The 17,064-nt window shown below is 69.9% G+C and carries 17 protein-coding genes; 4 read left to right on the forward strand and 13 right to left on the reverse strand.

From position 1 onward, the window contains the following. Positions 1-261: an FAD assembly factor SdhE gene (locus STVA_RS16100; protein ID WP_123695023.1), complete on the reverse strand. Its 261-nt coding sequence runs from the start codon at positions 259-261 to the stop codon at positions 1-3. A gap of 102 nt (positions 262-363) precedes the next feature. On the opposite strand from STVA_RS16100, the gene recG reads away from it, so the two are divergent. Next, the gene (gene recG, locus STVA_RS16105; RefSeq protein WP_123695370.1) at positions 364-2,442 is read left to right on the forward strand and encodes an ATP-dependent DNA helicase RecG; all 2,079 of its coding nucleotides are present in this window, start codon (positions 364-366) and stop codon (positions 2,440-2,442) included. Here the strand turns inward: recG and STVA_RS16110 are convergent. Together STVA_RS16110 and STVA_RS16115 are read right to left on the reverse strand one after the other, a co-directional pair. Further along, positions 2,424-3,149, reverse strand: a complete 726-nt coding sequence (locus STVA_RS16110; protein ID WP_197735648.1) for a DUF502 domain-containing protein — start codon at positions 3,147-3,149, stop codon at positions 2,424-2,426. The genes recG and STVA_RS16110 overlap by 19 nt on opposite strands. A gap of 74 nt (positions 3,150-3,223) precedes the next feature. Continuing rightward, positions 3,224-4,117: a cation diffusion facilitator family transporter gene (locus tag STVA_RS16115; protein WP_142235789.1), complete on the reverse strand. Its 894-nt coding sequence runs from the start codon at positions 4,115-4,117 to the stop codon at positions 3,224-3,226. 115 nt (positions 4,118-4,232) lie between these two features. Between STVA_RS16115 and STVA_RS16120 the strand changes: the two genes are divergently transcribed. Next, positions 4,233-4,952 (forward strand): DUF1194 domain-containing protein, encoded by a 720-nt coding sequence (locus tag STVA_RS16120; RefSeq protein WP_245978571.1) that lies wholly within the window; start codon positions 4,233-4,235, stop codon positions 4,950-4,952. Between the two features lies 1 nt (position 4,953). Here the strand turns inward: STVA_RS16120 and STVA_RS16125 are convergent, their stop codons facing one another. The 4 genes from STVA_RS16125 to STVA_RS16140 form a co-directional block, all read right to left on the reverse strand. After that, positions 4,954-5,883, reverse strand: coding sequence for an aminotransferase class IV (locus tag STVA_RS16125; protein ID WP_123695027.1), 930 nt, complete (start codon positions 5,881-5,883; stop codon positions 4,954-4,956). Between the two features lie 110 nt (positions 5,884-5,993). After that, positions 5,994-6,203 (reverse strand): hypothetical protein, encoded by a 210-nt coding sequence (locus tag STVA_RS16130; protein ID WP_123695029.1) that lies wholly within the window; start codon positions 6,201-6,203, stop codon positions 5,994-5,996. Positions 6,204-6,292: 89 nt separating this feature from the next. Continuing rightward, on the reverse strand, positions 6,293-7,429 hold the full coding sequence (locus STVA_RS16135) for a mandelate racemase/muconate lactonizing enzyme family protein (protein ID WP_123695031.1): 1,137 nt from the start codon (positions 7,427-7,429) through the stop codon (positions 6,293-6,295). 2 nt (positions 7,430-7,431) lie between these two features. After that, on the reverse strand, positions 7,432-8,550 hold the full coding sequence (locus STVA_RS16140) for a serine hydrolase domain-containing protein (protein ID WP_245978572.1): 1,119 nt from the start codon (positions 8,548-8,550) through the stop codon (positions 7,432-7,434). Between the two features lie 128 nt (positions 8,551-8,678). Here STVA_RS16140 and STVA_RS16145 point away from each other — a divergent pair, with 128 nt between their 5' ends. Then, entirely contained in the window at positions 8,679-9,494 is an 816-nt protein-coding gene (locus STVA_RS16145) for an MBL fold metallo-hydrolase (RefSeq protein WP_170216711.1), read from the forward strand. Positions 9,495-9,503: 9 nt separating this feature from the next. Here the strand turns inward: STVA_RS16145 and STVA_RS16150 are convergent, their stop codons facing one another. Next, positions 9,504-11,660, reverse strand: a complete 2,157-nt coding sequence (locus STVA_RS16150) for an anthranilate synthase component I (protein ID WP_123695035.1) — start codon at positions 11,658-11,660, stop codon at positions 9,504-9,506. Between the two features lie 261 nt (positions 11,661-11,921). Between STVA_RS16150 and STVA_RS16155 the strand changes: the two genes are divergently transcribed. After that, on the forward strand, positions 11,922-12,350 hold the full coding sequence (locus STVA_RS16155; protein WP_170216712.1) for an META domain-containing protein: 429 nt from the start codon (positions 11,922-11,924) through the stop codon (positions 12,348-12,350). Positions 12,351-12,393: 43 nt separating this feature from the next. On the opposite strand, the gene STVA_RS16160 is transcribed toward STVA_RS16155, so the two are convergent. From STVA_RS16160 to STVA_RS16180, 5 genes are all read right to left on the reverse strand, one after another. Continuing rightward, positions 12,394-12,885, reverse strand: coding sequence for a YHS domain-containing (seleno)protein (locus tag STVA_RS16160; protein ID WP_123695042.1), 492 nt, complete (start codon positions 12,883-12,885; stop codon positions 12,394-12,396). A gap of 116 nt (positions 12,886-13,001) precedes the next feature. Continuing rightward, positions 13,002-13,688, reverse strand: coding sequence for a GntR family transcriptional regulator (locus STVA_RS16165; RefSeq protein ID WP_170216713.1), 687 nt, complete (start codon positions 13,686-13,688; stop codon positions 13,002-13,004). Between the two features lie 4 nt (positions 13,689-13,692). Then, positions 13,693-14,799 (reverse strand): amino acid ABC transporter permease, encoded by a 1,107-nt coding sequence (locus STVA_RS16170; RefSeq protein WP_123695046.1) that lies wholly within the window; start codon positions 14,797-14,799, stop codon positions 13,693-13,695. A 5-nt stretch (positions 14,800-14,804) separates the two neighbouring features. Beyond that, on the reverse strand, positions 14,805-15,989 hold the full coding sequence (locus STVA_RS16175) for an amino acid ABC transporter permease (RefSeq protein WP_123695048.1): 1,185 nt from the start codon (positions 15,987-15,989) through the stop codon (positions 14,805-14,807). Then, positions 15,989-17,011: an amino acid ABC transporter substrate-binding protein gene (locus STVA_RS16180; RefSeq protein ID WP_123695050.1), complete on the reverse strand. Its 1,023-nt coding sequence runs from the start codon at positions 17,009-17,011 to the stop codon at positions 15,989-15,991. The genes STVA_RS16175 and STVA_RS16180 overlap by 1 nt, the downstream gene beginning before the upstream one ends. Positions 17,012-17,064 lie beyond the last annotated feature (53 nt).

The following is a 17,064-nucleotide window of genomic DNA, read 5'->3' on the forward strand; positions in this document are numbered from 1 at the left end:
TCACGGGGTTTCCACCAGCCGATGATGGGCGCGGATCAGCGCCAGCACGTCGGTGTCGTACTCAGCCGGCACCGGCGCCAGCCCGACGAGCCAGTCGTACAGGTTGGGGTCCTGCGTCTCGATCAGCGCCTCGTAGCGATCAAGCTGGTCGGGCGACAAGGATTCGAGCCGGGCAGCCGCGAAGCCGCCGAGAATCAGGTCGATCTCCTTGGTGCCGCGATGGGCGCTGCGAAAAAGCAGCTTCTTTAGCCGCACATCCATGGCGGGGCGAACGAACGTTTCCTGGGGGACAGGTCTACGGTATAGGCCGGCTCTGCCGTCCTGTCACCCGCTTTGCCGAGATACGGAAACCCGGAGCACCCGCTGCGACCCGAACCGCTCTTTCCCCTCTTCGCCCCGGTCACCAGCCTGCCGGGCCTGGGCCAGCGCCTGGGCGCGCTCGTCGAGCGAGTCGCCGGTGCGCGCGTGGTCGACCTGCTGTGGCACCTGCCGGTCGGCATCGTCGACCGCCGCTATGCGCCCACCCTGGCCGAGGTCGAGGAAGGACGGATCGCCACCCTGACGGTCACGGTCGACGGCCATCAGCCGGGCGAGGGCCGGCGGCCCCATCGCGTGCGCTGCTCGGACGGAACCGGCAGCATCACGCTGGTCTTCTTCCACGCCCGGCGGGAGCAGATGGAGCGCGCCTTCCCCATCGGCAGCACGCGCCTGGTCAGCGGCCGGGTCGAGCGCTTCGGCGACGACCTGCAGATGCCGCACCCCGATCGCGTCGGGCCGCCCGAGGAAGCCGGTTCAATCCAGACGGTGGAGCCGGTTCACGCCCTGACCGCCGGGCTGCCGCCGGCCGTGCTGCGCCGGTCGATCGCCGCTGCCGTGCAGCGCGCGCCCAGCCTGCCGGAATGGCTCGATCCGGCGTGGAAGGCTCGCCAGGGCTGGGCCGACTGGCGCGTAGCACTGGCGGCTGCCCACGCCCCGACCGACGAGGAGGGCTTGCAGCCGGGCGAGCCCGCCCGCGCGCGCCTCGCCTTCGACGAGCTGCTGGCGAGCCAACTAGCCCTGAACCTGCTGCGCCGCCGCCAGCGGCGGGTGGCCGGCCGGCCGCGTACCGGCGACGGCCATCTGCGCCGCCTGGTGCTGGATGCCCTGCCCTATCGCCTGACGGGCGCCCAGGACCGCTGCGTCGCCGAGATCCTGGCCGACATGGCAACCCCCACCCGCATGCTGCGCCTGCTCCAGGGCGATGTTGGCAGCGGCAAGACGATCGTGGCCCTGCTGGCCATGCTGACCGCGGTTGAAGCCGGCGGCCAGGCCGCCCTGATGGCGCCGACCGACCTGCTGGCGCGCCAGCACCTGGCACGCCTGGCCCCGCTGGCGGCCGCCGCCGGGCTGGAAGTCGGCTTCCTGTCCGGCCGCGACAAGGGCAAGGCGCGCGAGGCGACGCTGGGCCGGCTGGCCGACGGCAGCCTGCGCCTGGTCGTGGGCACCCACGCCCTGTTCCAGGACGACGTGCAGTTCGAGGCGCTGGGGCTGGCGGTGATCGACGAGCAGCACCGCTTCGGCGTCCACCAGCGGCTGATGCTGGCGCGCAAGGGCGACGCCGTCGACGTGCTGGTGACGACGGCCACGCCGATCCCGCGCACCCTGCTGCTGACGGCCTATGGCGACATCGACGTGTCGCGCATCGACGAAAAGCCGCCCGGCCGCCGGCCCGTCGCGACCGTGGCGCTGCCGGCCGAGCGGCTGGACGAGGTGGTGTCGGCGGTCGACCGGGCGATGGCCACCGGCGCCAAGGTCTATTGGGTGTGCCCGCTGATCGAGGAAAGCGACCTGGTCGACATGGCCGCGGCCACGCTCCGCGCCCAGCAGTTGGAGGCGCGCTTTCCCGGCCGCGTCGCCCTGATCCACGGCCGCATGAAGGGGGCGGAGCGGGATGCCGCCATGGCCGGCTTCGCCGACGGAGCGACGGCGATCCTGGTGGCGACGACCGTGATCGAGGTCGGCGTCGACATCCCCGACGCCACCGTCATGGTGATCGAGCATGCCGAGCATTTCGGCCTGGCCCAGTTGCACCAGTTGCGCGGCCGCATCGGCCGCGGGTCGCGCCCGTCGACCTGCATCCTGCTGCACACCCCGCCCTTGGGCGAGACGGCGCGCGCGCGGCTGCGCATCATGCGCGAGACGGAGGACGGCTTCCGCATCGCCGAGGAGGACCTGCGCCTGCGCGGCGGCGGCGAGGTGCTGGGCACCCGGCAGAGCGGCATGCCCGACTTTCGCCTGGCCGATCCGGCCGCCCATGCCGACCTGATGCAGGCCGCCCATGACGATGCCCGCATGATCGTCGAGCGCGACCCCGAACTGAGAGGCCCGCGCGGCGAGGCCCTGCGCATGCTGCTTTATCTGTTCGAGCGCGACGCCGCGATCCGCTACGTCCGCTCGGGCTGAGGCGCGGCGGGCTGAACGGGGGCGGGCTGATGCCTGTCCGGCTGCGGCAGCGTCGGCGGGACCACGAGCCCACCCGACAGCACGAGCTTCAGCCCTTCCTCGATCGACATCGGCATCCGGACGATCTGGGACTCCGGCAAATACACCAGATATCCGGAGGTCGGCATCGGCGTGGTCGGCACGAAGACGCCGACCAGTTCACCGGAACGGGTCGACTGGGCGGCATCGAGCCGGGCGCCGGTGAGGAAGGCGATGCTCCACATGTCCGTGCGTGGAAACTCCACCAGCACGACCTCGCGGAAGGCGGTCGATTTCTGCGACAGCACCGTCTCCAGCATCTGCTTGATGGCGCCGTAGATGCCACGCAGGAAGGGGGTGCGGACGAAGACCGCCTCGCTTACCCGCAGCACCAACCGGCCGACATAGCCGGCGGCGAACGCCCCGATCAGCGTCACCAGGGCAAAGGCGATCAGAAGCCCCAGCCCGGGAACCGAGAAGGGCAGATAGGTTTCGGGATTGTAGCGCTCTGGCAGGAACCGGGCGACGACATCGTCGACATAGGCGACGACCAGCCAGGCCAGATAGATCGTGATGCCGATGGGAGCAGTGACCAGCACACCGGCCAGGAAATAGGCGCGGATGCGGGCGGCCAGCCCGATTCGCCATCGCCGCAACGTCGCCGGGGCCTTGCCGGTCTCCCGCTCCATGGCGCTCCCCTGCCCTCTTCGTCAGCCAGCAGGGTCGCAAGCGGGACCGGCGGGGGCAAGCCCCCCCGATCCACTCAGGCGGCGACGGTGGGGATCAGCACGACATGGCTGCCCGGCAGGTCGCGCTCCAGCTCCGCGCGCAGGGCTGCCAGGCGTTCCACCACCTCGCCCAGCGGCAGGGCGGCGGCGAATCCCAGCTCGATCTCCACCACCAGCCGGCTGCCGGCCCGGCGCGAGCGCACCTGGCCCAGGCTCTCATAGCGGTCGAAATGCCCGACCAGGGCGCGGTTGATGTGGAGCTGCAATTCCTCGTCGAGCGCCTTGTCGAGGAGATCTGGCAGCACCCGGCGGACGATGCCGAACGCCAGCCACAGCATGAACAGCGACAGGAAGGCAGAGCCCACCAGATCGGCCCAGATGCCGACCCGTCCGCCCAGCAGCGCCGACACGGCCACGCTCATCACCACCACCGACGAGGCGACGCAGCGCGTCAGGCGGGCCTTGCGCTCGGCATCGACCACCGGGGACACGGTTCCGGTCGCCGCCCGGCGCATGCCGGTCAGCACCGTGACATCGACCACGAAGTCGAGTGCCACGACCCCCAGCGCCACCAGCAGCCCGGCGGACTCGGTCTCCTCGAAATGGCGAAACCGCGCGGCGATCTCGGCCATCACGAACAGGGAGCCGCCGATGATGGCGAGTGCCGTCAGCAGGCTGACCGCCTGTTCCAGCTTGCCGGTGCCGAAATCATAGTCGGCCAGCCGGCCGCGATTGATCCGCCACAGCACGACCAGCGACAACGCCGACAGGCCCAGCGTGATGCCGCTCTGCAGGCATTCGGCGACGATGGTCAGCGCACCCGTCCACAGCGCAAGGCCGAGATAGCCGCTCCACATCACGATATCGACCGCCAGGCCGTTGCGGATCATCCGCTCCTGGCCCAGTTCTTCCGGGGTAGGGACACGCAAGAAAGGCCAAGCTCCCGATCAGCGACCCCTGCTCCCTACACCGGATCGGCATCGACGGTCGATATGCTGGCGGCCCGTCGTGCGACCATTCATCCTGCCACCGAAGGAGACGCCCTTGAGACTGGCCGCCATCCTCGTTGCCGCAGCGCTGTCCAGCCTGGCGCCGGCCGCGCCCGCCCATGCCCAGGCTGCGGTCGACCTGGCCCTGGTGCTGGCGGTCGACGGATCGAGCAGCATCGACGACCGCGAGTTCCGCCTGCAGATGCGCGGCTATGCCGACGCCTTTCGCAACCCGCGCGTCGTCCAGGCCGCCACCACCGGCGCCAGCCACCGCATCGTCGTCACCCTGGTGCAGTGGTCGAACCTGCACGACCAGCGCCAGGCCGTGCCGTGGACATTGGTCGAGGATGCCCAGTCCGCCGGCCGGCTGGCCGACCTGATCGAGAATGCCGCGCGCGAGGTGCCGGCCGGCAGCACGTCGATCAGCGGCGCCATCGACTTTTCGGCGCGCCTGCTGGGCGACCGCCGGTGGCAGCCGGCCCGGCGCGTCATCGACGTGTCCGGCGACGGGCTCAACAACATGGGCCGCCAGCCCTCGGCCGCCCGCGACGCGGCGGTGGCGGCGGGCATCTCGGTGAACGGGCTGGCGATCACGACCGAGGTGCCGGCGCTCGACATCTACTACGAGGACAACGTCATCGGCGGACCAGGCGCCTTTGCGCTGGCCACCGACTCGTTCGAGAATTTCCCCGAGGCGATCCTGAAGAAGCTGCTGCGCGAGATCGTCGGGCTGCCGGGCGGCCCCTCGATCGCCGAGGTGCCGCCCGCCCCTTAGATCAGGCCGCCAGGCGGCGCAGGTACTGGGCCACGAAATCGTGGTCGACGAAACGGACATAGGCGTCGAGCAGCCGCTTGGTGACCGGCCCGGGCATCACGCCGTCCGCGACCACCGCGCCGTTGACCGAGCGCACCGGGCAGATGCACAGGCTGGTCGAGGTGAGGAAGATCTCATCGGCGACATAGGCATCGAACAGGTCGATGTCGGTCTCCTCCAGGACGAAGCCTTCCTGGCGGGCGAGGTCGATCGCCGTCTGCCGGCTGATGCCGGGCAGCACGAACTTCGCCCGCGGCGTGCGGATGACGTTGTCCTTGATGACGAAGATGTTGCTGCCGATGCCCTCGGCCAGGTTGCCCGAGGTGTCCAGCAGCACGGCCCAGACGTCCGGATCGTCGGTCTTGGCCTCCATCTCGCCGATGATCATGTTCAGGTAGTTGTGGGTCTTGGCCCGCGGGCTGAGTGCCTCTGGCGGGGTGCGCCGCGTCGGCGGCACCACCACGTCGATGCCGTCGCGATAGAAGCGCGCCCGGCTCTTCAGCGGCAGCGGCGAGCATTCGATGATGACGGTCGCCCCCTCGCGCTCGCGGGTCTCGCCCGGGGCGGCATCGACACCGCGCGACACGCGCTGGCCCAGCCAGTAGTCGTCGTCGCCGCCCAGCAGGTGCATGTTGCGCTCCAGCACCTCCTCGGACAGGCGGGTCATCTCGGCCGGGCTCATGCCGGGGTCGATGCGGACATAGCGCAGCGAGCTGTAGAAGCGGTCGATATGCTCCTTCAGCTTGAACACCCGCTTGTTGAAGGTGCGCGTCATGTCGAAGACGGCATCGCCGTACTTGAAGCCGCGGTCGCGGAACGACACCCGCACCTCCGACTCCGGCACGATCTGGCCGTTGAAATAGGCGACGCGCTGATTGGATAGATTGGACATGAGCCGGTGATCCCGTCGGGTGGCGACGGGCGGCAACGCTATCAGAGCCGCCGCGGCCAGGGGAATGGCCGACCGGCCCGTTCCGGCACGATAACGCCGCGGTGCGGCAATCAGTGCCCCTTGCGACCGCCCCAACTGTATCGGCGGCGATCCATCACCGTCTTCAAGGCCAACGTCTTCAGCGAGGATTCCTCGCCGCGGCGGCGCAGGCGCGCGTACATGATCCCGTCGACGCCCTCATAGACCTCGGCGATGCGCCAGCGCGTCCGGAACACGGCGACCGTCTCGACCTCCTGGCCGATCAGTTCCTCGTTCTGCATCGTTAGACGACTCCATCCTGAACCCGGGGCGGCAAAGGTCCCGTCAGGTAGAAACGTCCAAGGCGGCGGTCAAGCGGTGCGGCCAGAGGTCACAGGCTGTGTCGGGACCGTTCCAGGCCCACAAGATCTGGTTCCACGCCGATTCCAGGGGCGTCGGTGAGGACGAACCGGCCGTCCGCCAGAACCGGGAAAGGTCGAGCCAGAAGCGTGCGTAACGGGTTTTCGTTCGCATCCACCTCGAGCATGCCGGGACCACCCACGGCGGCCAGGATATGGGCCGATGCCATGAGCCCGATGCCGCCCGATAAAAAATGCGGGCAGTAGTTCAAACCGGCCGCCACGACCGTTCGGCCGACCTCGGCACAGCCCGTCACCCCGCCCCACTTGATGGCGTCCGGCTGCACGACTCCGAAGGCGCCGCTGGCGATGGCCGCGGCGAACTCCGCTCGGCTGCGCATGTTCTCACCGGCCGCGAGCGGCATCGGCGCCACCGACGCCAGTGCCTGCCAGTCGACCAGGCTGGTGTCGGCCATCACCGGCTCCTCCAGCCAGAACAGGCCGAAGGGCGCCAGGTCGGGCGCGATCCGGGCCGCTTCGTCCAGCGTCCAGGCCTGGTTGGCATCGGCCATCAGGCGGGCATCGGCCCCCAGTTCGGCCCGCATCGCCGCCAGGTTGGCAAGGTCGCGGTCGCGGCCGAAGCCGATCTTCAGCTTGAAGCCGCCATAGCCCTCGGCCCGCTTGGCGGCCGCCATCCGCTCCGGCCGGTCGGGGTTGATGCCGCTGGCATAGGCCGGCACGGGGGCGACCCGGCCGCCGAGCGCCACGGCCAGCGGCAGGCCCGCCTTGCGCGCGGCCATGTCCCAGACCGCGCCGTCGATGCCGGCGATCGCCTGGGCGAACGGCCCCGGCTCGTCGCATTGCAGGACCAGCACCCGCGTGCGCTGCTCCAACCACGCCCCCACCTCGGCCGGGTGATCGAAGGATCGGCCCTGCACGAGCGGCGCCAGCACCTCGGCCACCAGCCGGGCGCGATGCTCGGCACCGGGCGGCGGCCAGTTGCAGAAGACCTCGCCCCAGCCATGGTTGCCAGCACCATCCTCGACCCGGACGATGACGGCCGGCCGGTCGTGCATCGTGCCGAACGCGGTGCGCACCGGCGGATCGGCCGGCACGCGATAGACGGCCGCCTCGATGCGGGCCAGCGTGACCGAGCCGACGCTTGCCATGCCTAGCCTCGCAGTGCCGCGTGGACGCGGCCGAACAGCCCGTCGACCGCGTCCTTGGCGATCCAGCGGGTGACGACGACGACGTCGCTGGCCGGATCGACCCATACGACGTTGCTACCGGCGCCGACGGCGGCAAAGCCCGTGGCGGGCGCACTCGGATACATGGCGGCGTCTGTATTCAGCCACCACATGTAGCCATAGACCGGCTTCAGCGCGCAGGGCGTCAGGGAGCGGCGCACCCATTCCGGCGAAATGAGCTGGCGCCCGCCCCAGCGCCCGCCGCGCTGCATCAGCAGCCCGACGCGGGCGTGGTCGAAGGAGTTGATGAAGAGGCCGCCGCCCCAGTGGCCGCCACCCGACACCGACTGCACCTGCTTGCCGCCGATATCGACCCAGGAATTGCGGTAGCCATGCCATTCCCAACTGTCCGACGCCCCGATCGGGGTCATGATCTTCTCGTTGATCAGGTCGGGCAGCCCGCGTTGCCACAGCCGCAGCAGGGCCAGTGCCAGGCGGTTGACGCGCACGTCGTTGTATTCCCAGTGCGTGCCCGGCGCCGCCAGCGGGCGGGCCTCGCCCTTGCGCGCATTGGTCCCTTCGCTGGCGAGGTCGCGGTTGCGGTCGACCAGGTCGGGCTTGCTCCACATCTCCCCTTCCCACTCGCTGGTGAGCTGGAGCAGGTGTTCCCAGGTGACGGCCGCATTGTGCGGCGGGGCGAAGCCGCCATCATCCACCAGCTCGCGCACGGGCCGCGTCGGATCGGGCAGCAGGCCGGCATCGAAGGCCAGGCCCGCGCACAGCGACAGGTAGCTCTTGCTGGCGCTGAAGGTCATGTCGACGCGGCCCGGATCGCCCCACGAGGCCACGATCCGCCCGCCGCGCAGGACCAGGCCCGAAGGACCGCCGCGCGGCTTGGTCGGGCCAATGATCTCGTTCCACGGCGGCGGCTCGAAATGGCCTTGGCCGATCTGCAAGGCGAGGTCCTTCTCCCACGGCGTCTCGCTGGCCTCGGCGAACGCCACCGCATCGGCCAGGGCGGCCGGGTCGAAGCCGGCATCGGCGGGCGCGATCCGCGCCCATTCCCCGTTGGCGGGGGGTTCGTACTGGGCGGACATCGTCATCGGTCATCTCCGGGGCGCGTCGGGAACAGGATCGGGCAAGCGTTCTACCGCGATCGCGACCGGAAATCGCCATGGAACGGAACTCGCATGGCATGATGCGGCGGACAGCCGAACCCTGGAGGTGGCCCATGCGTTGGCGCGAATGGATCCTGCGGCTCCTCGTCCTGGCCGGCCTGGCGCCGGCCGTGGCCCTGCCGGCCTTTGCCAGTTGCGGCGTCATCGCCGGCACACAGCCGTTCGGGCCGCCCAGATGGCAGCCGGTCGCCTATCGGCCGGCGGCCGTGGCCCCCGACCAAGTGCGGCTGACCTTCATCGGCCATGCAAGCTTCCTGATCGAGACGCCGGACGGGGCGACGGCGATCACCGACTACAACGGGTACAACCGGCCAGCGAACTTGGTGCCCGACATCATCACCATGAACAACGCGCACTCCACCCACTACACCGACGACATCCCGCCCGGGGTGCGCCACGTCCTGCGCGGCTGGGACCCGGGCGGCGGCATGGCCGTCCACAATGTGCAGTGGCGGGACCTGCGGGTGTTCAACGTGCCGACCAACGTCCGCGAGTACGGCGCCGGCACACGGCAGAACGGCAACTCGATCTTCGTCTTCTCGGCGGCCGACCTCTGCATCGCCCATCTGAGCCACATCCACCACACGCTGACCGACACCCACCTGCGCGAGCTGGGCCCGATCGACGTGTTGCTGGCCCCGGTCGACGGCTCCTGGACGACCAGCCAGGAGGACGTGCTGACCGTCATCGGCCAGATCAAGCCGCGCCTCGTCATCCCCATGCACTTCATCGTCTCGAACGTGCTGGAGCGCTTCCTCGCCAAGGCGGCACCGCAGTATCCGGCGCGCTTCTCCAATAGCCCGGAAGTCCTGCTGACCCGCACCGCCCTGCCCCGGCGGACCGAGATCCTGGTCCTGCCGGGGCATTGACCACCAGCCCTACCTGGCCATTCCGACTGCGTTGGCGACGATGCGGTGGCCGGCGCGGTCGCCGAGCGACATGATCGATTCTGGGTGGAACTGCACGCCCGCCAGGGGCAGCGTGTCGTGCTCCAGCGCCATCGGCACGCCGTCGGCCGAGAGCGCCGTCACCCGGAAGTTGGCCGGCAGGCGGGCGGGATCGACATAGAGGGAGTGGTAGCGGCCGACCACCACCTCGTCCGGCAGCCCCGCGAACAGGCGGCCGCCTTGCAGCGCGATGCGGCTCGGGCGGCCGTGGGCCGGGGTGTCGAGCTGGGCCAGGCTTCCGCCGAAGCGTTCGCCCAGGGCCTGCAGGCCCAGGCACACCCCGAAGATCGGCACGCCGGCCGCCATCGCCGCATCGATGATGCGGTCGACCGCGAAGTCCGCCGGACGGCCGGGGCCGGGCGACAGGACCAGCAGGTCGGGCGCGTCCTCGGCCAGGGCCGCCAGCGCGCGGCCGTGGCGCACGACCGCCACCTCGGCCCCGGTCTGGCGGAAGAAGTCCGCCAGGGTGTGGACGAAGCTGTCGTCATGGTCGACCAGCAGCAGACGCTTGCCGACGCCCGCCCGCGACAGCGGCGCGGGGGCCGGGGCGGCGCTCTTGCCGGTCTCGCGGATCGCCTGGAACAGGGCGGCCGCCTTGATCCGGCATTCCGCATCCTCGGCTTCCGGGTCGCTGTCCCACAGCAGGGTGGCGCCGACGCGGATCTCGGCCAAGCCGTCCTTCATGCGGATGGTGCGGATGGTGAGGCCGGTGTTCATGGCGCCGTCGAAGGTGACGCAGCCGATCGCGCCGCCATACCACCGCCGGGGCGTGCGCTCGTGGTCCTCGCAGAACTGCATTGCCCACAGCTTGGGCGCACCCGTCACCGTCACCGCCCAGGCATGGCTGAGGAAGGCGTCGAGCGCGTCGTAGCCCGGCCGCAGCATCCCCTCCACATGGTCGACCGTGTGGATCAGCTTGGAATAGAGCTCGATCTGGCGGCGGCCCAGCACCTTGACCGAGCCCGGCACGCAGACCCGCGCCTTGTCGTTGCGGTCGACGTCGGTGCACATGTTGAGCTCGTACTCGTCCTTGGCCGAGTTGAGCAGCAGGCGGATCTGCTCGGCATCGCCGATCGGATCGCGGCCGCGCGCGATGGTGCCGGAGATGGGGCAGGTCTCGACCCTGGCCCCGTCCGAGCGCACGAACATCTCGGGCGATGCCGAGACCAGGAACTCCCCCTCCCCCAGGTTCACCAGCGCGGCATAGGGGGCGGGGTTGATGCGGCAGAGGGTGGCATAGACTTCGGCCGGGGTGGCGGCGCACGGCTCTCGGAAGAGCTGGCCCGGCACCGCCTCGAACAGGTCGCCGCGGGCAAAGTGCTCCCGCGCGCGCTCGACCAGGGCCGGATAGGCGCCACTTTCATGGTCGGCCGAGGGCTGGTGCGGCTCGATGCGGTAGGCGGCCGCGACGGGCGTGCGGGCGATGCCGGCGGTCGAGCGGCCATCCAGCGCGAAGTCATAAGAGAGTTCGGCCGCGCGCTCGGTCCGACGGTCGACCAGGACCAGCCGGTCGGGCAGATAGAGGACGATGTCGCGCTGGTCGGCCTCGCGCGGGCGGCGGCGCTGCAGCTCCTCGAACTGGAAGACGAGGTCGTAGCCGAAGGCGCCATAGAGGCCCAGATGTCCGTCCTCGGCACTGCCGAAGGCATCGACCAGGTGGCGCAGCACGCTGAAGACCGAGGGCCGGCGGGTTCGCTGTTCCTCATAGGCGACGGCGGCGTCGCCCACCACCTCGCCCGCCAGATGGTCCGGCGTGCGTTCCTGGACCTGGAAGAGGTCCGCCGGCAGGGCAGAGGCGGCGAAATCCAGCAGCAGCCGGCCGCGCGGGTTCAGCACGGACAAACGGACTGTGCGCCCCACCGTCTCGAGCGCCAACGGCGGATCGACGAAGCCGAAATCGTAGCGGCTATAGCGGCCGGGATACTCCACACCGGACGAGAACAGCGCACCGCGCCGCCCGTCGAGGGCGGTCGCCAACTGGGCCAGGGCCGCATCGCCGTCGACCGGGCGGCTGTCGCGGCGCACGTCGAGACCGCCGCGCGTGCGGTAGTCGAAGGCGTTCGCCTGATCGGTCAGATTCCACTTCATGCCTGCTCCTCCTCGAAATCGAGGCCATGGTGCAGACATGAAAAAGGGCCGCCCGCGCCATGGCCGGCAGCCCCCGAATGCGTTCACGCGCCAAGGGTCCGCCTAGAAGGCGGGCCACCAAAGACCGGTGCGGGAAACGCGGATAAACATGGTCGGGATCAAACGTCGCCGGGCAGGCGTTTGTCAAGCGGCCGCAGCGGCTGGATGAAATCTGCCACCGGCCGCGTTCTCCACGGGTCGACGAACACCCAGGTCATTGTGATGAAGAAGCACCCTCTGCGCCTCCCCGCCATCGCCGCCGCCAGCCTGGTCGCGGTCCTGCTTGCCGGCTGCACCGGTGGCGACCGGCCCGGCGGCCTGGCCGGCACCAGCTGGCAGGCGGTCCGCCTGGCCGATGGAACCCAGCCCGAAGACCCGACCCGGCTGACGCTTGCCTTCGGCAGCGACGGCCGGGTGGCTGTCCGCGCCGACTGCAACCGCGGCAGCGGCACCTGGCAGTCGCCGGCCGGGCAGCGCCTGACCTTCGGGCCGATCGCGACCACGAAGATGGGCTGCCCGCCGGGATCGCTGGGCGACCAGTTCCTGGCCGATCTCGGCCGCGCCGGCGCCTACTCCCTGGCATCGGGCCAATTGGAGATCGCGACCGGCAACGGCATGGAGCCGCTCGTCCTGCGGCCGGCCGTTCCGTGACGCCGCCGGCCCGCCGCCCCGACCGGCGGCGGGCCGCACGGGCTCAGAGCTTGTCGGCCTTGGTCGCGTAGATCGTCTTCCAGTTCGCCTCGCCCTTGCGGATGACGGTCTGGGTGTCGGCCAGGAACAGGCCCTTGTGGGCCCCCTCGGTGCTGTTGAGGTAAAGCTGGCCGTCGACGATCGCCCAGAACTGCGGCATCGTCGCCACCTTCTTGCCCTTGCTGGCCCCGGCCGAGCACCAGCCGCCATAGGCCGGGGCGTACTTGGCCGGGCTCGCCACGAAGAGGTCGCGGTTGGCGGCCGTCGCGAACTTCCAGGTCTGCCCCTGGTACTCGGCCGTGAACTGGGCCGAGCCCGGCGTCGGCTGGCCCACCGTGTGATAGGCGACGACGTCGACGCCACCGGCAGCACCGCCGTCCTTCACGAAATGCTCGTCGACCGCCAGTGCCGGCGCCAAGGGCAACAGGGCGGCCACGGCCACGACGGCAGCGACACGGCCCAGGCGGAACAGGACGGATGAGCTGGAAGCAGGCATGGAGCGACCTCCTCAGGGGCTTGCGGGAAGGTCGGCCGCTGCCCGGACTTGCGGGCCGGGCGATGAGTGGCAGATGCGGCCGACACTCTTCTCCTTCGCAGACCGGCCTACCCTCGTTACATCCTGCCCCGCGCCCGTCTGGCTGCGACGGCCGACTCCTCTGCCCGTGCGATCAGATAGTCGAGCGCACCGCCGATATCCCGTTCCATGGAGCGGCGCGCCGCCTCCCCGTTGCGCTTCGCAAGGGCCTTCAGGGTCACCTGGCGATGACGCCCCCGGTCCTGTGCGGCGAAGACCGGGAATAGCCCGTGGGTGTGGGGTGCGGTGCGCAGCCACAACCCCTCGATCATGCGGACGAGATGGGGCATGTCGGCCGCGGCATAGATGGCGAAATGCCAGCGGGCGATGCGGGTGATCATGCCCTTCGGATCGTCGCGGCCACGCCAGGCGACGATGTCGGCCTCCAGCCGCCACTGCTCGGCCACGAAGGCCGCGCTCGCTCCCTCGGCCGCCCGGGCCGCGGCGTGGCCCTCCAGCATCAGGCGGATCGTCTTCAGCTCTCGCAGTTGTTCCGCCGAGAGGTTGGGCACCCGAATCCAGCGGTTTGGCGATACCTCCAGCGCACCTTCCGCCGCCAACCGGCGCACCGCCTCGCGGATCGGGGTCCAACTCATGCCAAGCTCGCCCGCCAGGCCGCGGATCGTGACCTTCTCGCCCGCCGCCAGCCCGCCCGACATCAGGACAGCACGAATCTGGCGATACGCCGCCTCCTGCATCGTCTCCCGGTCGATCGCCTGGGACAAGTTCCTACCCCCGACCCGCGCCGAGCCGCCGTTCCAGCCGCTGGCTATAGGCGGACATGAGCGCGCAGAACACCAGGTAGATCGAGGCGACGAAGAGATACGCCTCGACATAGAGGCCCCACCAGGTGGAGTCGCTCTTGGCCGCGTTGGCCGAGCCGAGCAGGTCGAACATGGCGATGATCAGCACCAGGGAAGTGTCCTTGAAGGCGCCGATGAAGATGTTGACCAAGGTCGGGATGACGATGCGCAGCGCCTGCGGCAACACCACGAAGCGCATGGTCGGCCAGTAGCCCAGGCCCAGCGCGCCTGCGGCCTCGTACTGGCCGGCCGGTATCGCCTGGAGGCCGCCGCGGATGGCCTCGGCCATGTAGGCGGCAAAGAACAGGATGAAGGCGATCTGGGCCCGCGCCAGCTTGTCGACATCGACCCCGGGCGGGACGATGAGGGGAAACAGCACGACGGCCATGAACAGCAGGCCGATCAGCGGAACGCCGCGGATCAACTCGATGTAGCCGATCGCCAGCGCACGCACGACGGGCATGTGCGAGCGCCGGCCGAGCGCCAGGAAGATCGCCAGCCAGAAGGCGCAGAAGGCGCCGACCACCGACAGTATCAGGGTCAGGGGCAGGCCGCCCCACAGCCGGACCTCGACCAGGGACAGACCCAGGCCGCCATGCAGCAGCCATGTGATCGCCCCAACGGTCGCCACCCACGCCACCAGCAGCCGACGCATCCGCCCGGCCAGCCGGAAAAGCTCGGGGAAGCAGGTGGCCACGACCATGGCGAAGAACAGCAGCATCGCCAGGGCTGGGCGCCACTGCTCGTCATAGGGATATGGGCCGAACAGGATCAGGCGATACTTGGCCTGGAGGAAGGCCCAGCAGGCGCCCGCCCCACGCAGACACTGCTCGGCCGTGGCCGGCGCCCACAGCGCATCGACGAAGAGCCAGCGCACAACCCCCGGCACGGTCGACGCCAGGAGCCAGAGCAGCAGCAGCGTGATCAGCGTGTTCGGGATGGTCGCGAACAGATTGCGCCACACCCAGCGGCCGACGCGAACCGGCCCGGCCCGAACGGCGGCTGGCGGCAGCCCAAGATCGGAAACGGTCATGCCCTTCACCGCTCCACGATGGCGACGTGGCGGTTGTAGACGTTCATCGCCAGCGCAGTCAGCAGGCTCAGCGTCAGGTAGACCGCGACCACGACGGCGATGCATTCGATCGGCCGGCCGGTGTCGGCGGTAACGACGGTGTAGACCCGCATCAGGTCGGGATAGCCGACGGCGACCGCGAGCGAACTGCTCTTGGTCAGGCTCAGATACTGGCTGGTCAGCGGCGGCACGATGATCCGCATCGCCTGGGGCATCACCACCAGGCGCAGGGTCGCCAGGCGGTTTAGGCCCAGCGACTGGGCCGCATCGATCTGGCCACGGCGGACGCCGAGGATCCCGGCCCGCATCGTCTCGGCCATGAAGGCGGCCGAGTAGAAGACCAGGCCGAACAGGATCGACGCGAACTCCGGGCTCATCGTGTGCCCGCCCTGGAAGTTGAAGCCGCGCAAGGCCGGCAGGTCGAGTGCCAGCGGCGCACCGCCGGCGACGAAGACGGCAACCGGCAGGCCGAGCAGCAGGGCGATGGTGGCCGAGGCCGTGGATGGCCGGATGCCGGTCGCCTCCTGCCGCAGGCGGGCGCGGCGGCGAAGCCACCAGACCCCCGCCAGCCCCGCCACGAACGCCGCGAGGGCGGCGACATGGGCCGGCTGCACCACCAGGGCCGGCAGCATCAGGCCGCGATTGCTGAGGAATACCCCGGTCACGGGCGACCAGGCGGCACGCGGCGCCGGCAGGACCTGGGCGAAGGTGATATGCAGGAAGAGCAGTTGCAGCAGCAGCGGGGTATTGCGAAAGACCTCCACATAGGCCCAGGCCAGCCGAGACAGAAGCCAGTTCGGCGACAGGCGCGCCATCGCCACGACCATCGCCAGGATGGTCGCCAGGAGGATGCCGAGGATCGCGACATGGATGGTGTTGACCATGCCCGCCAAGTAGGCGCGGAAGATGCTCTGCCCGGGACGAAAACCGATCAGGTTCTCGCCGATCTCGAAGCCGGCGGGCTGGGCCAGGAAGTCGAAACCGAACTGGATGCCCATGCGCGGCAGGTTCTGCCGGACATTGCCGACGAACCACGCCAGCACCGCCAGGAAGGCGGCGGCGGCGACAAGCTGCCAGAAGAGGCGTCGGACGCCGCGCCGGTTCCACCAGCGCGACGTCGACGCCCTGCCGATGGGCAGGCTGCTGGCCATCAGCGCCAGTTAGGCGCCCATTGCAGCCCGCCATCGCGCTCCAGCGCATTGATCCCGCGCGGCAGCTTGAGCGGCGAGGCTATGCCGAAATTGCGCTCCCACACCTCGCCGAAGTTGCCGACGGCCTTCACGATCCTGGCGGGGAAATCGTCCGGCAGCCCCATCTTCGAGCCAAGATTGCCCTCCACGCCCAGGAAGCGGCGCACGGCCGGGTCCTTGGACTTCAGCATCTCGTCGACGTTGGCCTGGGTGATGCCCATCTCCTCGGCGGTCACCAGCGCATAGTGGGTCCAGCGCGCGATGCCGCTGAACTGTGCGTCGTTGTCGCGCACCACCGGCCCCATGTGAGACTTGTAGAACAGCTCGCTCAGGATGACATGCTCGTCGGGGTTGCGCAGCCGGCTGCGGCGAGCTGCCAGGAACGGCGGCTCGGAGGTGACGACATCGCACCGACCGGCCTCGTACTGGGCGTACATGTTGGTGACGTTGTCGACCACGACCGGCGTGAACGTCATGCCCCGCGGCCGGAAATAGTCCGCGATCTGGCTGTCGATGACGGTACCCGCCAGGACGCAGATCGCAGCCCCGTTGAGGCCCTTGAGATCGCTCACTCCGGCCCGCTTGTGGACCATGAAGCCATAGCCCGAATAGAGCGTCGGGCCGACGAAGTCGAAGCCCAGCTCGGTATCCCTGCTCATGGTGTAGGTGATGGCGCGCGCCGCCACTTCGGCCTCGCCGGAGCGGACCGCCGGCATCGACTGGGCAAAGCCCATCGGCACGAACTCGACCGCCTCGCCCGACCCCAGGATCGCGGCCGCGAGCGCCCGGCAGTAGTCGACGTCGAACCCCTCCCAGCGGCCCTTGTCGTTCAACTGGGCGATGGCGACCGAGCCCTCGGCCACGACGCATTTCAGCTTGCCCCGCTGTTTCACCGTATCCAGCGTCGAGGCGGCATTGGCCGACAGGGCGAAGCCGCCCGCCAGCAGGGCCGCGGCGGCCGTCAGGCATATTCTTTTCAGCATCCCCGCATCTCCCCTGTTCTGCGCCGGCCCGGTTCTCCGGGCCGGCTGGGTCT

Source organism: Stella humosa (assembly GCF_006738645.1).
GTDB lineage: Bacteria > Pseudomonadota > Alphaproteobacteria > ATCC43930 > Allostellaceae > Allostella > Allostella humosa.

Excerpts from the sequence above, each read along its gene's own strand:
- STVA_RS16100 (WP_123695023.1), bottom strand. The coding sequence starts at position 261 with ATGGATGTGCGGCTAAAGAAGCTGCTTTTTCGCAGCGCCCATCGCGGC.
- STVA_RS16110 (WP_197735648.1), bottom strand. The coding sequence starts at position 3,149 with ATGGAGCGGGAGACCGGCAAGGCCCCGGCGACGTTGCGGCGATGGCGA.
- STVA_RS16125 (WP_123695027.1), bottom strand. The coding sequence starts at position 5,883 with ATGTCCAATCTATCCAATCAGCGCGTCGCCTATTTCAACGGCCAGATC.
- STVA_RS16130 (WP_123695029.1), bottom strand. The coding sequence starts at position 6,203 with ATGCAGAACGAGGAACTGATCGGCCAGGAGGTCGAGACGGTCGCCGTG.
- STVA_RS16135 (WP_123695031.1), bottom strand. The coding sequence starts at position 7,429 with ATGGCAAGCGTCGGCTCGGTCACGCTGGCCCGCATCGAGGCGGCCGTC.
- STVA_RS16140 (WP_245978572.1), bottom strand. The coding sequence starts at position 8,550 with ATGACGATGTCCGCCCAGTACGAACCCCCCGCCAACGGGGAATGGGCG.
- STVA_RS16145 (WP_170216711.1), top strand. The coding sequence starts at position 8,679 with ATGCGTTGGCGCGAATGGATCCTGCGGCTCCTCGTCCTGGCCGGCCTG.
- STVA_RS16150 (WP_123695035.1), bottom strand. The coding sequence starts at position 11,660 with ATGAAGTGGAATCTGACCGATCAGGCGAACGCCTTCGACTACCGCACG.
- STVA_RS16155 (WP_170216712.1), top strand. The coding sequence starts at position 11,922 with ATGAAGAAGCACCCTCTGCGCCTCCCCGCCATCGCCGCCGCCAGCCTG.
- STVA_RS16160 (WP_123695042.1), bottom strand. The coding sequence starts at position 12,885 with ATGCCTGCTTCCAGCTCATCCGTCCTGTTCCGCCTGGGCCGTGTCGCT.
- STVA_RS16170 (WP_123695046.1), bottom strand. The coding sequence starts at position 14,799 with ATGACCGTTTCCGATCTTGGGCTGCCGCCAGCCGCCGTTCGGGCCGGG.
- STVA_RS16175 (WP_123695048.1), bottom strand. The coding sequence starts at position 15,989 with ATGGCCAGCAGCCTGCCCATCGGCAGGGCGTCGACGTCGCGCTGGTGG.
- STVA_RS16180 (WP_123695050.1), bottom strand. The coding sequence starts at position 17,011 with ATGCTGAAAAGAATATGCCTGACGGCCGCCGCGGCCCTGCTGGCGGGC.